Here is a 14,676-nt window from a genome sequence, read left to right on the forward strand (position 1 = left end):
CGATGGCCACTGTCATCTCCACGCTGTTCATCTCGGCCGACGGTGTCGCCGAGATCGACCCCGACTGGCACTTCCCGTACTTCGACGAGAACATGGGCCGCGCCGTCACCGAGGACTACGACACCTCCGACGTGCTGCTGATCGGCCGGGAGACGTACGACAGCTTCGCCGGCGCCTGGCCGGACCGGGAGGCGGCAGGCGGTGAGGACGCGCCGTTCGCCAAGCAGCTCGGCGACATGCGCAAGGTCGTCGTGTCCCGCCAGCCGCTGGAGTTCTCCTGGCGCAACTCGGAGCTGATCCAGGGCGACCTGACCGACGCCGTGCGCGCGCTCAAGGCCGACGCCGGCATCAAGGGCGTCCTGATCCCCGGCTCGATCTCGGTGGTGCAGCAACTGCTCGCCGCGGGCCTGGTGGACGAGCTGCGGCTGCTGGTGCACCCGGTCGCCGCCCGCAAGGGCCGCCGGCTGTTCGACGAGGGCGACGCGCCGTACCACCTGCGGGTGGCCGCGACCGAGGCGTACCCGACCGGCGTGATCCGGGTGATCTACACGCCGGCGCCGGCCCCGGGCGCGGTCGGCTACGACGACGTCAAGGACCAGGTGCCGGCCGGCAGCTGACGATCACGGGGCGGCGGCGGGCCGGTGTGTCGTGAAAGGATCCGCCGGTGCGTCGCGCTCCGCTGCTGCTGATCCTCGCGGCCGTGTCCGCCGTCGCCCACGTCGTCGGCGTCCTGGTGGCCGCACCGCTCTGGCGCGGCGCCGAGGTGCTGAGCCTTGCGCTGCTGCTCGGCTACGCCGTCGCCGCCGGGCTGCCGGCCCCGCGCTGGGCGGTGCCGGTGGCGCTCGTACCGCTGATCGTGGACGCGGTCCGCACCATGCCGGCCGAGCCGGGCGCCGGGGACGTCGGCTGGTTGGTGTACGGCAGCGGCGACAGCGGCTTCGACGTCACGGCCGGCTTCGACGCGGCGTTCGCCGGGAGCTGGGCGGCGCTGGTCGCGGTGGCGGTGCTGCTGGTCGCGTTCCGGGGCCGCGGCCGACGCCGGCACCTGATCGCCGCGGCGGTCGCCGCCGCGCCCGTCGTCGGGTACGCGGCCGTCCGGGTCGCCGACATCGGCGTCGCCGTCGCCGGTACCCGGGTCGCGGAGACCCGCACCCGGACCACGCTGACCCGGGTGGACGGCCCGGGGAACGACCAGGCCGACGTCGTGCCCGCGCTCGTCCTCGCGGTGCTGCCGCCGCTGGCGCTCGCGCTCGCCGCGCTGGCGCTCGCCGTGCTGCTGGCCGGGCGCGGCCGGCGGCTCGCCGCGACCGGGGCGACACTGCTGGCGGTGCTCGCGTTGCCGCTGCTCGACGCGGCGCTGATCGCAGTGCCGCATCCGTACGAGGCCGACGGCACCGCCCTGTTCGCCTGGTACGCCATCACACCCACGCGGATGCTGCCGCAGCCCGTACCGGCGCTGACGGCGGTGCTGGAGCTGACCGCGTACCTGCTGCTCGTCACCGGCCTGACCGGCGCGGACCGGGCCGCACCGGCGGTGCCCGCGCCGGCGGCCGGTTGACGTCAGGCGGTCGACTCCAGCTCGTCGAACGCCATGTTCCACCACGACTCCGGCTCCGCGAACGCGGCCGGGTCGACCGGGCGCAGGTCGTCGCGGATCGCTGCCGCCCGGGCGGCCCGCTCCCGCCCGCCCGGGTCGGTGGCGATGAGCTGCCCGAGCCGGTAGAGGAACTCCACGAACGCGGCGAACGTGCCGTTCACCGTCTCCAGGTTCGGCGTCTCCAGGTCCAGCAGGATCACCGCGCCGGTGCCCGCGTCCAGGCAGAACAGCAGCGCCGGGTCCTCCGGCGAGGCGCCGAGCACGACGTACGGGCGGGGGCCCTGGTCGCCCAGCTCGATCGACAGCGTGGAGAACAGCTCGACGTCGGGTACCGAGACGTCGACCGTGAACAGGATCGGCACCTCGACCGGAAGCGCCCCGTCGGGCGGGAACACGTCCGGCCCGAGCGGCCCGAGGATCGCGTCGAAACGCTGGTCGGGGAAGTAGATGACGCCCCGCTCACCCCACAGCGCGGTGAGCTGCTCCCGGGTCACCGTCACGGCTGCGCCTCGTCCTCGTCGACCTCGTCCGCGTCGTCGAGCAGGCCCTGCCGGTCGAGGAACGCGTACCACGCGTCGTCGTCGGTGACCAGCTCGGCGTAGCCGGGGCCGAGCACGTAGTAGTGCACGAACGAGTCGAGGTCGGGCGCCAGCTCCTCGAACGCGTCGCCCATGAACCACTCGGTGCCGGTCGGCGGGAAGTACCACACCGCGCCGGTCGCCCGTTCCAGGAAGATCGGCTCGTCGCTGCGCGTGCCGACGACCAGCCAGCCGGTCTTGTCCTGCGGGATGGGGGAGAAGCCGGGCGCGTAGTCGAGGAAGTACTGCACCCCGGCGAGCCGTCCGGTCGAGGCCAGCTCGAAGGCCCCGGCCCGCAGGCCGTCGGCGGCGAGCAGCAGATCACGCAGGCCGGCCGGCAGCTCCGCCGGCACGTCACCGTCGTCGGCGGGCGCGCCGATCTGCGCGTACGCGAGACTCGCCGGCTCGTCCGCGGCCAGGTCGGCGCGGAGTTCGTCGAGAAGCTGCGCGAGATCGGAAGTCAATCCACTACCTCTATTCGGATCGGGGTTCCGTCCGGCAGATTCTGGATCTGCCCCCAGATCTGGGAGCCGATGTCCGTGTTGGTTCTACCATGCAGCAGCTTGAGGTTGTCGACGGTGTCCGGCCCGCCGAGCTGCAGTTCCCACACGTGGTCGGGATGGTAGTCGCTGAGCCGTTGACTGAGCCGGTTGGCGAGGTCCTTGTCGTGCGGCCAGTACTTGTCCCAGATCTTCTGCCGGATCCGGTCCTTGTAGCCGTCAGTGATGCTCTTGTCGCGCTGCACCGGGTTGGTGGCCTTGTAGAGCTTGCCCTCGTCGCTGAGCTTCTTCAGCGCGGCCATCTTGCGCCGGAACTGGGCGGTGGCGTGGAAGTTCTTGCGCTCCACCCGGACCACCTTCGTGGGCAGGCTGTGGTTCGGCCCGGTGACCCGGACGATCGGCTTCTCCAGCTTCTCGACCGCCTTGCGGACGATCTTGCCGGCGGCCGGTTTCGCGGCGGCGCCCCGGCCGCGCCTCGGGCTAGGCATCGAGCAGTCTCCCGATGACCTGGTCGATGAGCGCGCCGACGATCTCCCGGGTGATGATCTGGAAGATCGGGATCTCGGCCAGCGAGGCGCCGAACGTGACCACGGCGGTGGCGATCGCCTGGGCGACCTCGAACGCGAGGATGGCGAGCTGCACGATCACCGCGATTTTCAGCGCCAGCACGATCGCCGCGCAGATGATCAGCCCGGCGCCGAGGAGCATGGCCGCGGGCATGCTGTCGTGCAGCACCAGCGGCCCGTTCTGCTCGCCGCCCCACCACTTCTGGAACGCGGCGATCGCCGGGCCGACGTTCTGCGTCCAGACCTGCGCGGCCGCCGCGTCCGCCTCGCCGGCCGCCGCCCCGATCCGGCCGCCGAACTCGAGCCACGCCTGGCCCATCTCGAAGAGCTTCTCCTCGTCGGCCTGCGGCCAGGTGTAGCCGATCCAGCCGAGCGCGGTGATCAGCTCACCGGGTAGTTGCAGTCCCACGGCTCACCCCAGCCCGCCGGCCAGGGAGCGCATGGTGCCCGCGCCGTCCTCGTCGACCCGCTCGTACGCGTCTGCCATCCCGGTGATGTCGGCGCCCGCCGAGGTGAACTCGTCGGCCGCCATGCCGACGCAGTCGAAGATGTAGTTCGCCACCTCGGTGTAGGCGATGCCGATCAGCGAGCCGATGTCGTCGGCGCCCCACGGTTCGCCGTAGCCCTGCATCCGCGCCTCGAACGCCTCCAGCTCACCGGTGAACCGCTTGGCGAGGTCGGTGACGCCGCGCCCGGCGGCCCGGATCAGCGGCGGGTGCACCTCGAAGCCGTCGCCGCTCATCGCTGCCCGCCGCGCGCCATCCGCTCCTGCGCCTCGGTCAGCGCGTCGAGGAACGACCCGAGCCGGGGTACGGCCGTGTCCCGTACCTCCTGCAACTGCTCCCGCAACTGCGACATGTCCGCGACCTGCGGGGCCGGACCGGCCCGCAGCCCGTCGATCGCCGCGTTGACGGCGGTGACGATGTGCGCGGTCAGCTCGTCGGAGCCGAGCCGCATCAACCGTGGCTCGACGTGCAGCGAATGGAGCCGGCCGTCCCGGCCCATCTCGGCGCGGACCTGCCCGTCGGCGGCCTCACCCACCGCCGGTGTCTCCGCCTCCTCGGCGGGCGGCGGACCGACCGTCCGAAGTGCCGCCATCGTCGCGTCGAGCATGCGGGTGAAGTCGCCGCTCATCGAAGGATCCGCACTCATGAGCCCTCCCCAAGGCCAAACGCCACGAGCGTAACCGAGACGGACAAAGCGATTCCGCCCCGTACGACCGCACGGTCCACGACGGACCTCCCGACCGGCCTACCGTCACGGGCGTGAACCGTCCGGACGCGAGCAGCGGACAACAGGTGACACGTCCCCACTCGCCGAAAGGCCGCGCATGAGAAGACTGAGACGGGCGAAGGATGTCGACGTCGGCGCGCTCACCGACGCCGAGGTCGTCGCCCGGTCCGTGCGGGAGCCGGAGACCTTCGCCGCGATCTTCGACCGGCACGCGCCGAACATCCACCGCTACCTGGCGCGCCGGCTCGGCTCCGCGGCGGCCGACGACCTGGTCGCAGAGACGTTCCTCGCCGCGTTCCGGCGCCGGGACCGGTACCACACCGGCTGCCCGAACGCCCGCCCCTGGCTGTACGGGATCGCCACCAACCTCGTCGCCCAGCAGCGGCGGACCGAGGAACGGGAGTACCGGCTGCGGCAGGCGTACCACCCGGCGACGTCCGAGGCGTCCCCCGCCGACCGGGTAGCCGCCGAGGTGACCGCGCGGTCGCTGCGCCGGCACCTGCTGGACGCGCTGGCCGGGCTCGCCGACGGGGACCGCGACGTGCTGCTGCTCGTCGCCTGGGAGGACCTGACGTACGAGGAGGTCGCCGCCGCGCTGGCCATCCCGGTCGGCACCGTGCGGTCCCGGCTGAACCGGGCGCGCCGGCTGCTGCGGGAACGGCTCGGCGGCGAACCGGCCGACACCATCGAGGAGGTACTGAGCAATGGATGAGATGAGACTGCTCCGGCGGCTCGGCGACGAGACCGAGCTGCCGGCCGGCGAACAACTCGGCGCCGCGCGTACCCGGCTGGTCGGCGCGCTGACCGCGACGGAGGCCGCGCCGGTTCGGCGGGCGCGACGGCCGGCCTGGCGGCTGGTCCTCGCCGGCGTCGCGACGGCGTCGGTGGCGGCGTCGCTCGCGGCGGTGCTGGTGCTGGCGCCGGACCGGATCGGCGGCAGCGCGCCGGCCGCCCGGGCCGACGCCCGGCAGGTGCTGCGCGACGCGGCGGCGGCGGCGTTGCGGCTGCCGGACGTCGAGCCCCGGCCCGACCAGTTCGTCTACACGCGCTCGCAGGGCGGCCCGGAGCTGCGGGAGAGCTGGGCGTCGGTGGACGGGACCAGGGACGGCCTGGTCGTCGAGTACCCGCCGGGCGGCCGACAGGAATACGTGCTCCCCGGCTGCCGGGACGGCCGCGCGAAGGGGTACAAGGGCCAGCAGCTCATGCCGGGCACCGAGCCGTGCGTGCCGGAGCCCGCCTACGATCCCGCCGTGCCCACCGACGCCACCGCGATGCGCGCCTACCTGGACAAGCACCGCAGCGGCGAGCCCGGTGACGTCAACGCCGCCGCCAAGGACGTGCTGTTCCTGCTCAACGACTCGTACCTGAGGCCACGGTCGCGGGCCGCGCTGTTCGAGGCCGCCGCCGCGACGCCGGGCCTGAAGGTGGTGGAGAAGGCCACCGACGGTGCGGGCCGCTCCGGTGTGGGCGTCAGCTGGTCCTACCCGGGGAACCCGGCCGTGATGGTGCTGGTGTTCGACCCGCGGACGTACGCGTTCCTCGGCATGGGCGGGGAGGCGGGCACGTCCGCGGTGCTGTCCGTCGCGGTCGTTGACCGGGTCGGCCAGAAGGGCTGAAGCCCGCCGGGCGGGTCGCCTCCCTGGGCGGCCCGCCCGCTCCGGTCGTGCGTCCGGGGCCTGCGCCATCATGGGCGTCATGACGAAGGCGGACGTGGTGGTGGTCGGCGGCGGGGTGATCGGGATGACGACAGCGCTCACGCTCCAGCGGCGGGGCGCACACGTCACCGTGCTGACCGCCCACGACCCCGCCGACACGGTGTCGACGGTGGCCGCCGCGGTCTGGTACCCGAGCCACACCGAGGAGGATCCCCGGGTGCTGCGCTGGGCCCGGGACACCCACGCCGAGCTGCGCCGCCAAGCGGCCGACGGCGTGCCGGGGGTGGTCGACCGGCCCACCCTCATGTGGCTGCGCCACCGCTACGCCGGGCCGCCCTGGTGGGCCGACGCCTGTGGCGACCTGACGGTCGAGCCGGCGGAGCCGCCGTACACCGCGCTGCTGCGGTTCACCGCCCCGTCGGTGGAGATGACCGGCTATCTCACCTGGCTGCGGCAGCGCCTGGAGGCCGGCGGCGGGCGGGTCGTCCGTCGCGCGCTGGGCACGCTCGCCGAGGCGTACGAGTTCGCGCCGGTCGTGGTGAACGCTACCGGCCTGGCCGCCGGCCGCCTCGCCGCCGACCCGGCCGTGTACCCGGCGCGCGGGCACGTCCTGCTGGTGGCGAACCCGGGCCTGACCGTCTCGGTACGCGACGAGGACGACCCGGCCGGCATCACGTACGTGCACCCGCGCCGCCACGACGTGGTGCTCGGCGGCACCTACGAGGCCGGAGTGGCACACACCCGCCCCGACCCGCAGGAGGCGGCGGCGATCCGGCGCCGGTGTGTGGCGCTGGTGCCGCAGCTCGCGGACGCGCCGGTGCTGGGGGAGCGGATCGGGCTACGCCCGGCCCGGCACGGCGGCCCCCGGGTCGAGGTGGACGCGGCGGACCGGCGGCTGGTGCACGCGTACGGGCACGGCGGCGCGGGGGTGACGCTGTCCTGGGGCTGCGCCGCCGAGGTCGCCGATCTCGCCCTGAGTGTCTGACCGCCGCGGCGCGGGCGGCCCCCCGCCGGAGCGCGGGGCGGTAGCCTCGGCCCGGTGTCCGCCCGCCGCGCCGCACTGTCCGCCCTCGTCGCCCTGATCGCCGTCCACCTCGGCTGCACCCTGGTTGCGCTCGCGGCCTACAGCCACCGGATCGGCCTGGTGACCCACGACGGCGCCAGTTTCCCGGTGGAGCTGCTCGACGCGGTGGTGCCCCTGCGCGACCTGCTGCCCGTCGTGCTCTGGCTGCTGCCGGTCACGCTGCTCGTCACGTTTGCGGCCCTCGGCTGCTGGGCCGCCCGGCGGACCGTCCGTCCCGGCGACGAGCGGCTACCGAGGGCGGCCTGGACCGCCGGCATCGCCGCGGTGCTGCTGAACCCGCTCGCGGCCGTGCGCTACGCGTCCGCGACCGCGAACGGCGGCGAGTACATGCGTACGGTGCAGGTGGAGACCACCCTCCTGGTGCTCGCCGCCGCCGTGGCCACCACGATGAGCGCGCTCGCGGTCGCCGGGTTCGTGCGGCGCTCCGACACGGCGAGCCCGGCGTCGCGGCGGATGCGGGTGGACGACTGGTCCGCGGACCCGGCGGGACGCGAGTGACCTGTCCGCTCACGAGCGTCTCGTCCACGCGACGAACCGGTGGAACAGTTCGTCGGGGCGAGGGCCCGGATCGGGGTTGAGTTTCAGCAGGTCGGCGGCGGCGTCGAACAGGCAGCCGGCCATGTAGATCGACAGCGCCACCCGGTCGCGGCGGTATTCCAGCAACAACAACAGGCGTGCGGGCTGACACGGCCACGGGCCGGCGCAGACCCGGCACAGCCACAGCGGCCGGATCGTCACGTGCGCCCGGATCGCTCTGGGCGGGCGGCCCTGGGTCGGCGAGGAAGTCGGCATACCCCATACGATGACCGAGGCGTTGACCCGAGTCAAGGAGTCAGGGCAACTGTCTAGCGTCCGGCTTATGGAGCTGGTGGGCGCAGCCGAGATCCGCGTGATGCTGGGTGGCATCAGCAAGCAGCGCGTCTACGTGATCACCAGTCACCGCAACTTCCCGGAGCCGGTGGCCGACCTGGTGCAGGGCAAGGTCTGGCTGAAGTCGGACGTGCAGAAATGGATCAAGGAGCACCGGCCAGAGCTGGCCGCTGACTGATCGGGTTCGCATGCGTGGGCACGCCGCCTGAGCGCTCTGTTCACCGCTCCAGGACGGTCAGCCATTCGGCGGCGCGTGGACGGTATCCGTGCAGCTCGAAGAGCCCGCGCACGATCGCCGGCACGTGTCCGGCGCCGTACACGACCGCCACGTCGATACGTTCCGCCGACCGGGCACGGACCAGCTCGGACAATGCGGCGAGCAGGCGCTCGTCGCGTTCGCCGCCGAACGCGCGCTCGGCGTGCTCGGTGAACTCGTGGTCGGCGTACCGCTCGTCGGTGGCTGACGGCAGGTCGTTCACCTCGATCTCCGGTGAGAGCAGACGCCGGGTGCCGCCGAAGAACTGCATCACCGTCACGAACGGGATCACCAGCCACATCTGGAGGCGGTACCGCAGCGGCATCGCCCGCCAGCCCTCGGTGAACTCCTCCGCCGACACGTCCGGGTTGAGCACCTCGACGCCGAGAGACGCGTACGGGATGGGGTCTGTCACCAGGCCGGAGCGCCGGTTGGCCGGCATGGCCCGATAGGTGAGTGTCAACGCCGAGCCGACCGCGGACCGGCCGCTGACGCCCTCGACGACGAGCAGGTCGCATTCCCGGAGCCGCTTCGTGACCGCCGCGTAGAACGCCGGGCTCGCCACATGGAGCATCGGGAACACCAGGAACTCCAACCGGCTGCCGGGCCGGCGTAGCCGGAGCACGGCGGAGCGGGTGCCGAGGATGCTGTGTTCGATGATCTGCATGCCTGCCCCCGTGGCATCGGCTGCTCTTGTCGGCAGGGTAGGGCGGCCGGGCAATCCGCCCCGCGGACCGGTCAGGAATCGAGAAGCCCCGGGCGGGCACCCGGACCTAGCGTTTCCGGCACGGGCCGCCCCGCCGGGGAGGCCACCGCCGGGAGGTAGGCATCAATGGATACGCGCATCCGTCAGCTCCACCGCTGGTTCTCCGTCGCCTTCACCGTGACCGTCGTGATCACCTTCGTGGCGCTGGCCCAGAAGGACCCGATCGTGTGGGTCTCCTACGTGCCGCTGCTCCCGCTCGCCCTGCTCCTGATCAGCGGCCTCTACCTGTTCGCGCTGCCGTACCTGCGGCGTCGCCGTACCGCCGCGCGTACGCGCTGACCTGGGGGATTACCGGGGCCGGTGAGCGGGCAACACTGGCGGATGGAGCAGAAGGTGATGGTGTTCGCCCCGGCCCCGCTGTTGACGGTGACGATCGAGCAGCAGGGCGACGTACCCGAGCTGCACCTGCACCCCGGCGGGCAGGGGGTGTGGCAGACCCGGATGATCGCGGCGCTCGGCGTACCGGTGACCATGTGCGTGGGTCTCGGCGGCGAGGTGGGTGACGCGGTCCGCAAACTGCTCGACGACGAGGACGTCACGGTACGGATGGTGCGGCGCGAGTCCGGCACCGGCTGGTACGTGCACGACCGGCGCGACGGCGAGCGGACCGAAATCGCCGAGCACCCGGGCGCGCCCATGGTGCGGCACGACATCGACGAGCTGTACACGGTGACGCTCACCGAGGGGCTGCGCGCGCCGGTGAGCGTGCTCAGCGGCCCGGCCGACCCGCAGGTGGTGGACCCGGACATCTACCGCCGGCTCGCCGCCGACCTGAGCGCCAACGGCGGCAAGGTGGTGGCCGACCTGTCCGGGCCGTACCTGGAAGCGGTGCTCGACGGCGGCGTGAGCGTGCTGAAGGTCAGCCACGAGGAGCTGCTCGACGACGGCCTGGCCAAGGACGACAGCGTCGAGGCGCTGCGCGACGCCGGCCGCCGGTGCCAGGAGCGGGGCGCGCGGACGGTGCTGATCAGCCGCGCGGGGGAGCCCGCGCTGGCGCTGCCGGAGGACGGCGAGCCGCTGCTGGTGCACGCCCCGCCGCTGGAGCTGGCCGACCACCGGGGCGCCGGTGACTCGATGACGGCCGGGGTGGCGGCGGTGCTGGCCCGAGGCGGCGACATGCGGGAGGCGCTGCACATCGGCGCCGCCGCCGGTGCGCTGAACGTGACGCGGCACGGGCTGGGCACGGGCCGGGCCGAGGCGGTACGCGAACTGGCCGGCCGGGTGCGGCTGACCCCGCTGGACGGCGGCGACGATGACGACTGAACGGCCGCCACGGGTGCTGGTGACCAACGACGACGGTGTGCACGCCCCCGGCATCCGCGCGCTGGCCCGGGCCGCGTACGAGCGCGGGATGGACGTGGTGGTCGCGGCGCCGGAGGCCGAGGCGAGCGGGATGAGCGCGGCGCTGTCGGCGGTGACCGACGACGGGCGGCTGGTGTTCCGCGAGACCGAGCTGGACGGCCTGCCGGGTGTGCCCGCGTACGCGGTGGCGGCGTCCCCGGCGTACATCGCGGTGCTGGCCGGCCTGGGTGTGTTCGGGCCGGTGCCGGACCTGCTGCTGTCCGGCATCAACCGGGGCGCCAACGCGGGCCACGCGGTCCTGCACTCCGGCACCGTGGGCGCGGCGTTGACCGCCGGCAACAACGGCATCCGCGCGCTCGCCGTGTCGCTCGACGTGCTCACCGCGGCGGCGGCGAGCGCCGGCAGCGGTGGCGCGGCGATCGCGGTGCTGGACAGCGTGGACGACGAGTCCCGCCACTGGTCGAGCGCCGCCGAGCTGGCCGCGACGCTGCTGCCGTGGCTGGCCGGCGCGGACCCGGGCACGGTGCTCAACCTCAACGTGCCGGACCTGCCGGCCGATCAGGTGGCCGGGCTGCGCCAGGCGACACTGGCCCCGTTCGGTCAGGTGCAGGTGTCCGTCGCCGAGCGCGGTGAGGGGTTCGTGCGTACGGCAGTGGAGGCGAACGCGGTCCGCGCGGTCCCCGGCACCGACATCGCCTGGCTGGCCGACGGGTACGCGGCGGTCACCGCGATCCGGGCGCTCGGGCACCTGCCCGGCGTGGAGTTGCCGGTCGACGGCTGAGGACGGCTCCGCCCCGCCACCGTCGTACGGGTGGCGGGGCGGAGATCGTCACTCGCCTGCCGCGCGCCGGCGGTCGGCCTCGGCGTCGGCGGCGCCCACCGGGGTGCCGTCGCTGTCCCGGTCGGCCCGGGACAGGTCCACGTCGGCGCCGGCCCGGGCGGCGTCGGCAGCCGCGTCGTCGGCGCCGACGACCTCACCGCCGTCGGTCTGTCCGTCGTCGGGGACCAGCCGCCCGGCGGCGGCCAGCCCGATCGGTGCGTACCTGGGGTCGGTCATCTCGTCCTCCTCACCGGTGCTCCTGTGCAAGCGGTACCCCGGTACGGGACGCGGCACACGCTTGGGGGTCAGCGGCCCTGGTCGAGGAAGTCCAGGGTGACCGCGGCGAACAGCGGCGACTGGTCGATGTCGTAGTGGGTCAGGCCGGGCAGGATCGCCAGCGCGTGCCCGCCCGCCGGGCGGCCCTCGCCCGTCCAGCCGCCGTCGCGCCGGCCGCCGTCGAGCAGCCCGAACACCTCGACGAAGTGGCTCGGCGGGGCCATGTCGGCGTCGGCGGCCACCACGAGCGTCGGCACCCGTAGGGCACGGACCTGCTCGGTGAAGTCGAAGTCCTTCCGCATCGCCTCGCCGATCTTGTCGAGCAGCCGGGGGAAGTCCTCCGGACGCGGCGCGACCCGCTGGTACAGCTCGTACATCGGGGTGTCCTTCATGTACTCGGCTGCCGCGCCGTTGACCTGGCCCTGCTGCGCCAGCAGTTCCGGGTAGACCGCGTCGCGGCGGATGTGCGCGGACGCGGCGACCAGCCGGCCGATCCTGTCCGGGTGCCGGAAGCCGGTGTGCAGGGCGACGCCGCCGCCGAGGGAGAAGCCGACCACGTCCGGGCGGTCCAGCCCGAGGTGGTCGATCAGCGCGGCCACGTCGTCGGCCATCAGCGCCATGTCGAGCGGCCGGTCCACGTCGGCGGTGCGGCCGTGCCCCTGGAGGTCCACCACGATCACCTGGTGCGTGGCGGCCAGCGTGGGCAGGATCGGTGCGAACATCTCACCCGAGGTGAGGCCGCCGTGCAGCAGGATCATCGGCCGGCCCTCGCCGTGCGTCTCGTAGTAGAGGTGGACGCCGTTGACGTCGGCGTACCGCCCCGGGGCCTGTGTCTCGTCGCGCTGCGCTGTGGTCATCGGTGCTCCTCGGACGTGGTGACCTGACGGCTGTCAGACCGGCCGGGCGGCACCGACTCATCGGTGCGGGCCCCAACGTGCTCGCATTGACGCAGCATGTGGGCTAGTTTCGGCGGGGTGAGCGAGGTGGCGAGCGTCCCCGTCGAGGCGCAACTCGAGGAGTACCGGTCGGAGCTGACCGGCTACTGCTACCGGATGCTGGGTTCGGCCTTCGAGGCCGAGGACGCGGTACAGGACACATTCGTCCGTGCCTGGCGTAATTTCGACAAGTTCGAGGGGCGGTCCGCGCTGCGGACCTGGCTCTACCGGATCGCGACGAACGTCTGCCTGTCCATGTCCACCAGCGCGCAGCGCCGGGTCCGGCCGATGGACCTCGGTCCGGCCGGCGTCGGCACCGCCACCCACCCCGGCGAGCCCCGCCCGGAGCAGATCTGGCTCGGCCCGGCGCCCGACGACCGGGTGCTGCCGGAGGTCGCCGACCCGGCCGAGCTGGTGGCCGGCCGGGAGTCGGTCCGGCTGGCGTTCGTCGCGGCGTTGCAGCACCTGCCGCCGAAGCAGCGGGCCGTGCTGATCCTGCGCGAGGTGCTGGCGTGGTCGGCCCAGGAGGTCGCCGACCTGCTCGACACGTCGGTGGCGAGCGTCAACAGCGCGCTGCAACGGGCGCGTGCCACGCTCGCCTCGGCCGACACCGAGGCCGACGTGCGCCGGCCGCTCGACAGCGAGCAGCAGGCGCTGCTCGCCCGCTACGTGCGGGCCTTCGAGGCGTACGACCTGACGGCGCTCACCGCGCTGCTGCACGAGGACGCGACGCTGTCGATGCCGCCGCTGCCGCTGTGGCTGCGCGGCCCCGAGCACATCGCGGCGTGGATGGCCGGCACGGGTAGCGGCTGCCGCGGCTCCCGCCTGGTGCCGACCGCCGCCAACGGGATGCCGGCCTTCGGGCACTACCGGCGCGACCCCGACGGCTCAGGCCACGTGCCCTGGGCGCTGATCGTGATCGGTGTCTCCGGCGGCCGGATCACGTCGCTCAACAACTTCCTCGACGTCGAGCGCCTGTTCCCGCTGTTCGGGCTGCCGGACCGGCTCGAGGAGGGTGCCGGCCAGCCCGAGCAGGCCGGCGAGCTCGCGTAGGTCGTCGCAGGCCCCGCGTACCTCCAGCCGCCAGCCGAACCGCCGCGCGGTCAGGCGGATCCGTGCCAGCACCTCGACTGTGACCAGGTCGGGCGTGCTCACCGCGGACACGTCGCACACCACCACGCCCCGGTCGCGGCCGCGCAGCGCCTCGGCCAGGTCGGCGCAGCGGGCCGCGATGTCCGCGCGGGTCGGCGTCCCGTCGGGCAGGCAGAGCAGGTGGGTGATCACACGCATTGGACCGCCGTACGCCCCGTCTCTCATCGGTACGCGCGTGCCGAACGCGGCCCGGCGCAAGTTGCCTCGAACACCTTGTTGCACGCAGTTACATCGACGTTAACTGCTATACCAATCATCGGTGCTCGGCTATATGATCCCGGTAGTTCACCCTGAAGCCTCACGAAACCGCAGCTCCCGCACCCCTCGGGTCGAACTCCGCAAGCCAGGTGCCTCCGCAACGTCGTGCCCGGCGACCGGTTCGACCCGCCGACGCCGGAACGGGCCCGGGTGAGCGCCCGGCGTTGCGGTTCAGCCTGCCGGAAAGGTGGGAACGGATGACAGGGCTCCCGTCCTTGGTCATCGGCATCGCGTCCTCGTCGGCCGAGCGCCGGCAGCTCGCCCAACTGCTCGGCGGCACCGAGTCCTTCCTGATCGTGTCCAGCGCCCATCAGGCCCGCCGTTTCCTCGACCTGGTCCGCCGGCCCGCGCTGGCCCCGGCGCCGCAACCGCCCGCGGCTGACGAGGCGCCGGCCGAGCCACCCCGGCGGGATCTGGCTGTCGACTCCGACCGGCGGGTGCTGCGCTGGCGGGAGCGGGAGATCGGGCTGACGCCCCTGGAGCACGACCTGATCGTCTGCCTGACCGGTACGCCCGGTCAGGTGTGGACGTACGCCCGGCTGCACCGCGCCGTCTGGGGCAACGACCACCTCGGACGGCGCTCCGACATGCACTCGGTGGTCCGCCGCCTCCGCCGCAAGCTGGGCCGCCTCGACGCCCCCGCCACGATCCACGCCGTGAGAGGCGTAGGCTTCCGCCTCACCCCCTGACCCCGCCCCACCCTCGCCCCCGCCCGCTCTCGCCGTTGATCTTGCGGTTGCGGCCCCTCGGGTGGGGCTTTTGTGTGCCTTGCCGGGGCCGCAAGTGCAAGATCGCCGGGGAAAGGGGCGGCCCGCCCGGTGTGTGCCG

General features: G+C 73.4%; 22 protein-coding genes and 1 pseudogene. 12 read left to right on the forward strand and 11 right to left on the reverse strand.

All coding sequences use genetic code 11. From position 1 onward, the window contains the following. Positions 1–2 precede the first annotated feature (2 nt). A complete protein-coding gene (locus CLT75_RS01640; RefSeq protein WP_135239147.1) occupies positions 3–617 on the forward strand; it encodes a dihydrofolate reductase family protein in 615 nt (204 codons plus the stop codon). 47 nt (positions 618–664) lie between these two features. Then, positions 665–1,558: a hypothetical protein gene (locus CLT75_RS01645; protein WP_135239148.1), complete on the forward strand. Its 894-nt coding sequence runs from the start codon at positions 665–667 to the stop codon at positions 1,556–1,558. Between the two features lie 2 nt (positions 1,559–1,560). Here CLT75_RS01645 and CLT75_RS01650 read toward each other — a convergent pair whose 3' ends face one another. Genes CLT75_RS01650 through CLT75_RS01675 form a run of 6 tightly spaced genes read right to left on the reverse strand, consistent with a single transcriptional unit; the run spans position 1,561 to position 4,393 of the window. Continuing rightward, positions 1,561–2,097 carry an SUKH-4 family immunity protein gene (locus tag CLT75_RS01650; protein ID WP_135239149.1) on the reverse strand — a complete coding sequence of 179 codons (537 nt, stop codon included), beginning with the start codon at positions 2,095–2,097 and terminating at the stop codon, positions 1,561–1,563. Then, positions 2,094–2,639: an SUKH-4 family immunity protein gene (locus CLT75_RS01655; protein ID WP_135239150.1), complete on the reverse strand. Its 546-nt coding sequence runs from the start codon at positions 2,637–2,639 to the stop codon at positions 2,094–2,096. The genes CLT75_RS01650 and CLT75_RS01655 overlap by 4 nt, the downstream gene beginning before the upstream one ends. Continuing rightward, positions 2,636–3,163, reverse strand: a complete 528-nt coding sequence (locus CLT75_RS01660) for an endonuclease (RefSeq protein ID WP_135239151.1) — start codon at positions 3,161–3,163, stop codon at positions 2,636–2,638. Before CLT75_RS01660 ends, CLT75_RS01655 begins: the two co-directional genes overlap by 4 nt. Continuing rightward, the gene (locus CLT75_RS01665) at positions 3,156–3,650 is read right to left on the reverse strand and encodes a WXG100-like domain-containing protein (RefSeq protein ID WP_135239152.1); all 495 of its coding nucleotides are present in this window, start codon (positions 3,648–3,650) and stop codon (positions 3,156–3,158) included. The genes CLT75_RS01660 and CLT75_RS01665 overlap by 8 nt, the downstream gene beginning before the upstream one ends. 3 nt (positions 3,651–3,653) lie before the next feature. Further along, positions 3,654–3,983, reverse strand: coding sequence for a hypothetical protein (locus tag CLT75_RS01670; RefSeq protein WP_135239153.1), 330 nt, complete (start codon positions 3,981–3,983; stop codon positions 3,654–3,656). Next, on the reverse strand, positions 3,980–4,393 hold the full coding sequence (locus CLT75_RS01675; protein WP_135239154.1) for a YbaB/EbfC family nucleoid-associated protein: 414 nt from the start codon (positions 4,391–4,393) through the stop codon (positions 3,980–3,982). Before CLT75_RS01675 ends, CLT75_RS01670 begins: the two co-directional genes overlap by 4 nt. Before the next feature lie 178 nt (positions 4,394–4,571). Between CLT75_RS01675 and CLT75_RS01680 the strand changes: the two genes are divergently transcribed. The 4 genes from CLT75_RS01680 (at position 4,572) to CLT75_RS01695 (ending at position 7,711) form a co-directional block, all read left to right on the forward strand. After that, on the forward strand, positions 4,572–5,186 hold the full coding sequence (locus CLT75_RS01680; RefSeq protein ID WP_135239155.1) for an RNA polymerase sigma factor: 615 nt from the start codon (positions 4,572–4,574) through the stop codon (positions 5,184–5,186). Then, complete coding sequence (locus tag CLT75_RS01685) at positions 5,179–6,090, forward strand: CU044_5270 family protein (protein ID WP_135239156.1); 912 nt, start codon at positions 5,179–5,181, stop codon at positions 6,088–6,090. Before CLT75_RS01680 ends, CLT75_RS01685 begins: the two co-directional genes overlap by 8 nt. Before the next feature lie 70 nt (positions 6,091–6,160). Then, complete coding sequence (locus tag CLT75_RS01690; RefSeq protein ID WP_135239157.1) at positions 6,161–7,114, forward strand: FAD-dependent oxidoreductase; 954 nt, start codon at positions 6,161–6,163, stop codon at positions 7,112–7,114. Positions 7,115–7,168: 54 nt separating this feature from the next. After that, a complete protein-coding gene (locus CLT75_RS01695) occupies positions 7,169–7,711 on the forward strand; it encodes a hypothetical protein (RefSeq protein ID WP_135239158.1) in 543 nt (180 codons plus the stop codon). Between the two features lie 9 nt (positions 7,712–7,720). Here CLT75_RS01695 and CLT75_RS01700 read toward each other — a convergent pair whose 3' ends face one another. Then, complete coding sequence (locus CLT75_RS01700; protein WP_135239159.1) at positions 7,721–8,005, reverse strand: hypothetical protein; 285 nt, start codon at positions 8,003–8,005, stop codon at positions 7,721–7,723. Positions 8,006–8,072: 67 nt separating this feature from the next. On the opposite strand from CLT75_RS01700, the gene CLT75_RS01705 reads away from it, so the two are divergent. Then, on the forward strand, positions 8,073–8,261 hold the full coding sequence (locus tag CLT75_RS01705; protein ID WP_018786469.1) for a hypothetical protein: 189 nt from the start codon (positions 8,073–8,075) through the stop codon (positions 8,259–8,261). A 40-nt stretch (positions 8,262–8,301) separates the two neighbouring features. On the opposite strand, the gene CLT75_RS01710 is transcribed toward CLT75_RS01705, so the two are convergent. Beyond that, positions 8,302–9,006 carry a hypothetical protein gene (locus tag CLT75_RS01710; RefSeq protein WP_135239160.1) on the reverse strand — a complete coding sequence of 235 codons (705 nt, stop codon included), beginning with the start codon at positions 9,004–9,006 and terminating at the stop codon, positions 8,302–8,304. Positions 9,007–9,171: 165 nt separating this feature from the next. On the opposite strand from CLT75_RS01710, the gene CLT75_RS01715 reads away from it, so the two are divergent. From CLT75_RS01715 to surE, 3 genes are read left to right on the forward strand one after another with little or no spacing between them, the layout of a single operon-like run. Continuing rightward, positions 9,172–9,384: a hypothetical protein gene (locus CLT75_RS01715; protein ID WP_013285200.1), complete on the forward strand. Its 213-nt coding sequence runs from the start codon at positions 9,172–9,174 to the stop codon at positions 9,382–9,384. Positions 9,385–9,441: 57 nt separating this feature from the next. Continuing rightward, the gene (locus tag CLT75_RS01720; protein ID WP_135243875.1) at positions 9,442–10,368 is read left to right on the forward strand and encodes a PfkB family carbohydrate kinase; all 927 of its coding nucleotides are present in this window, start codon (positions 9,442–9,444) and stop codon (positions 10,366–10,368) included. After that, on the forward strand, positions 10,358–11,188 hold the full coding sequence (surE, locus tag CLT75_RS01725) for a 5'/3'-nucleotidase SurE (RefSeq protein ID WP_135239161.1): 831 nt from the start codon (positions 10,358–10,360) through the stop codon (positions 11,186–11,188). The genes CLT75_RS01720 and surE overlap by 11 nt, the downstream gene beginning before the upstream one ends. A 48-nt stretch (positions 11,189–11,236) precedes the next feature. On the opposite strand, the gene CLT75_RS01730 is transcribed toward surE, so the two are convergent. Together CLT75_RS01730 and CLT75_RS01735 are read right to left on the reverse strand one after the other, a co-directional pair. Next, entirely contained in the window at positions 11,237–11,464 is a 228-nt protein-coding gene (locus CLT75_RS01730) for a hypothetical protein (RefSeq protein WP_013474689.1), read from the reverse strand. A gap of 68 nt (positions 11,465–11,532) precedes the next feature. Continuing rightward, positions 11,533–12,360, reverse strand: coding sequence for an alpha/beta fold hydrolase (locus tag CLT75_RS01735; protein WP_135239162.1), 828 nt, complete (start codon positions 12,358–12,360; stop codon positions 11,533–11,535). Between the two features lie 96 nt (positions 12,361–12,456). On the opposite strand from CLT75_RS01735, the gene CLT75_RS01740 reads away from it, so the two are divergent. After that, entirely contained in the window at positions 12,457–13,491 is a 1,035-nt protein-coding gene (locus CLT75_RS01740; RefSeq protein ID WP_135239163.1) for a sigma-70 family RNA polymerase sigma factor, read from the forward strand. A gap of 30 nt (positions 13,492–13,521) precedes the next feature. On the opposite strand, the pseudogene CLT75_RS32975 reads toward CLT75_RS01740, so the two are convergent. Further along, positions 13,522–13,755 (reverse strand): annotated as a pseudogene (locus CLT75_RS32975) (hypothetical protein); the annotation flags it as partial. Positions 13,756–14,045: 290 nt separating this feature from the next. Here CLT75_RS32975 and CLT75_RS01750 point away from each other — a divergent pair. Continuing rightward, a complete protein-coding gene (locus CLT75_RS01750; RefSeq protein WP_135239164.1) occupies positions 14,046–14,537 on the forward strand; it encodes a winged helix-turn-helix domain-containing protein in 492 nt (163 codons plus the stop codon). The last annotated feature ends 139 nt before the right edge of the window (positions 14,538–14,676 follow it).

Source organism: Micromonospora sp. CNZ285 (genome assembly GCF_004637285.1).

Excerpts from the sequence above, each read along its gene's own strand:
- CLT75_RS01640 (WP_135239147.1), top strand. The coding sequence starts at position 3 with ATGGCCACTGTCATCTCCACGCTGTTCATCTCGGCCGACGGTGTCGCC.
- CLT75_RS01660 (WP_135239151.1), bottom strand. The coding sequence starts at position 3,163 with ATGCCTAGCCCGAGGCGCGGCCGGGGCGCCGCCGCGAAACCGGCCGCC.
- CLT75_RS01670 (WP_135239153.1), bottom strand. The coding sequence starts at position 3,983 with ATGAGCGGCGACGGCTTCGAGGTGCACCCGCCGCTGATCCGGGCCGCC.
- CLT75_RS01675 (WP_135239154.1), bottom strand. The coding sequence starts at position 4,393 with ATGAGTGCGGATCCTTCGATGAGCGGCGACTTCACCCGCATGCTCGAC.
- CLT75_RS01680 (WP_135239155.1), top strand. The coding sequence starts at position 4,572 with ATGAGAAGACTGAGACGGGCGAAGGATGTCGACGTCGGCGCGCTCACC.
- CLT75_RS01685 (WP_135239156.1), top strand. The coding sequence starts at position 5,179 with ATGGATGAGATGAGACTGCTCCGGCGGCTCGGCGACGAGACCGAGCTG.
- CLT75_RS01690 (WP_135239157.1), top strand. The coding sequence starts at position 6,161 with ATGGGCGTCATGACGAAGGCGGACGTGGTGGTGGTCGGCGGCGGGGTG.
- CLT75_RS01700 (WP_135239159.1), bottom strand. The coding sequence starts at position 8,005 with ATGCCGACTTCCTCGCCGACCCAGGGCCGCCCGCCCAGAGCGATCCGG.
- CLT75_RS01705 (WP_018786469.1), top strand. The coding sequence starts at position 8,073 with ATGGAGCTGGTGGGCGCAGCCGAGATCCGCGTGATGCTGGGTGGCATC.
- CLT75_RS01710 (WP_135239160.1), bottom strand. The coding sequence starts at position 9,006 with ATGCAGATCATCGAACACAGCATCCTCGGCACCCGCTCCGCCGTGCTC.
- CLT75_RS01715 (WP_013285200.1), top strand. The coding sequence starts at position 9,172 with ATGGATACGCGCATCCGTCAGCTCCACCGCTGGTTCTCCGTCGCCTTC.
- CLT75_RS01720 (WP_135243875.1), top strand. The coding sequence starts at position 9,442 with ATGGTGTTCGCCCCGGCCCCGCTGTTGACGGTGACGATCGAGCAGCAG.
- surE (WP_135239161.1), top strand. The coding sequence starts at position 10,358 with ATGACGACTGAACGGCCGCCACGGGTGCTGGTGACCAACGACGACGGT.
- CLT75_RS01730 (WP_013474689.1), bottom strand. The coding sequence starts at position 11,464 with ATGACCGACCCCAGGTACGCACCGATCGGGCTGGCCGCCGCCGGGCGG.
- CLT75_RS01735 (WP_135239162.1), bottom strand. The coding sequence starts at position 12,360 with ATGACCACAGCGCAGCGCGACGAGACACAGGCCCCGGGGCGGTACGCC.
- CLT75_RS01740 (WP_135239163.1), top strand. The coding sequence starts at position 12,457 with ATGTGGGCTAGTTTCGGCGGGGTGAGCGAGGTGGCGAGCGTCCCCGTC.
- CLT75_RS01750 (WP_135239164.1), top strand. The coding sequence starts at position 14,046 with ATGACAGGGCTCCCGTCCTTGGTCATCGGCATCGCGTCCTCGTCGGCC.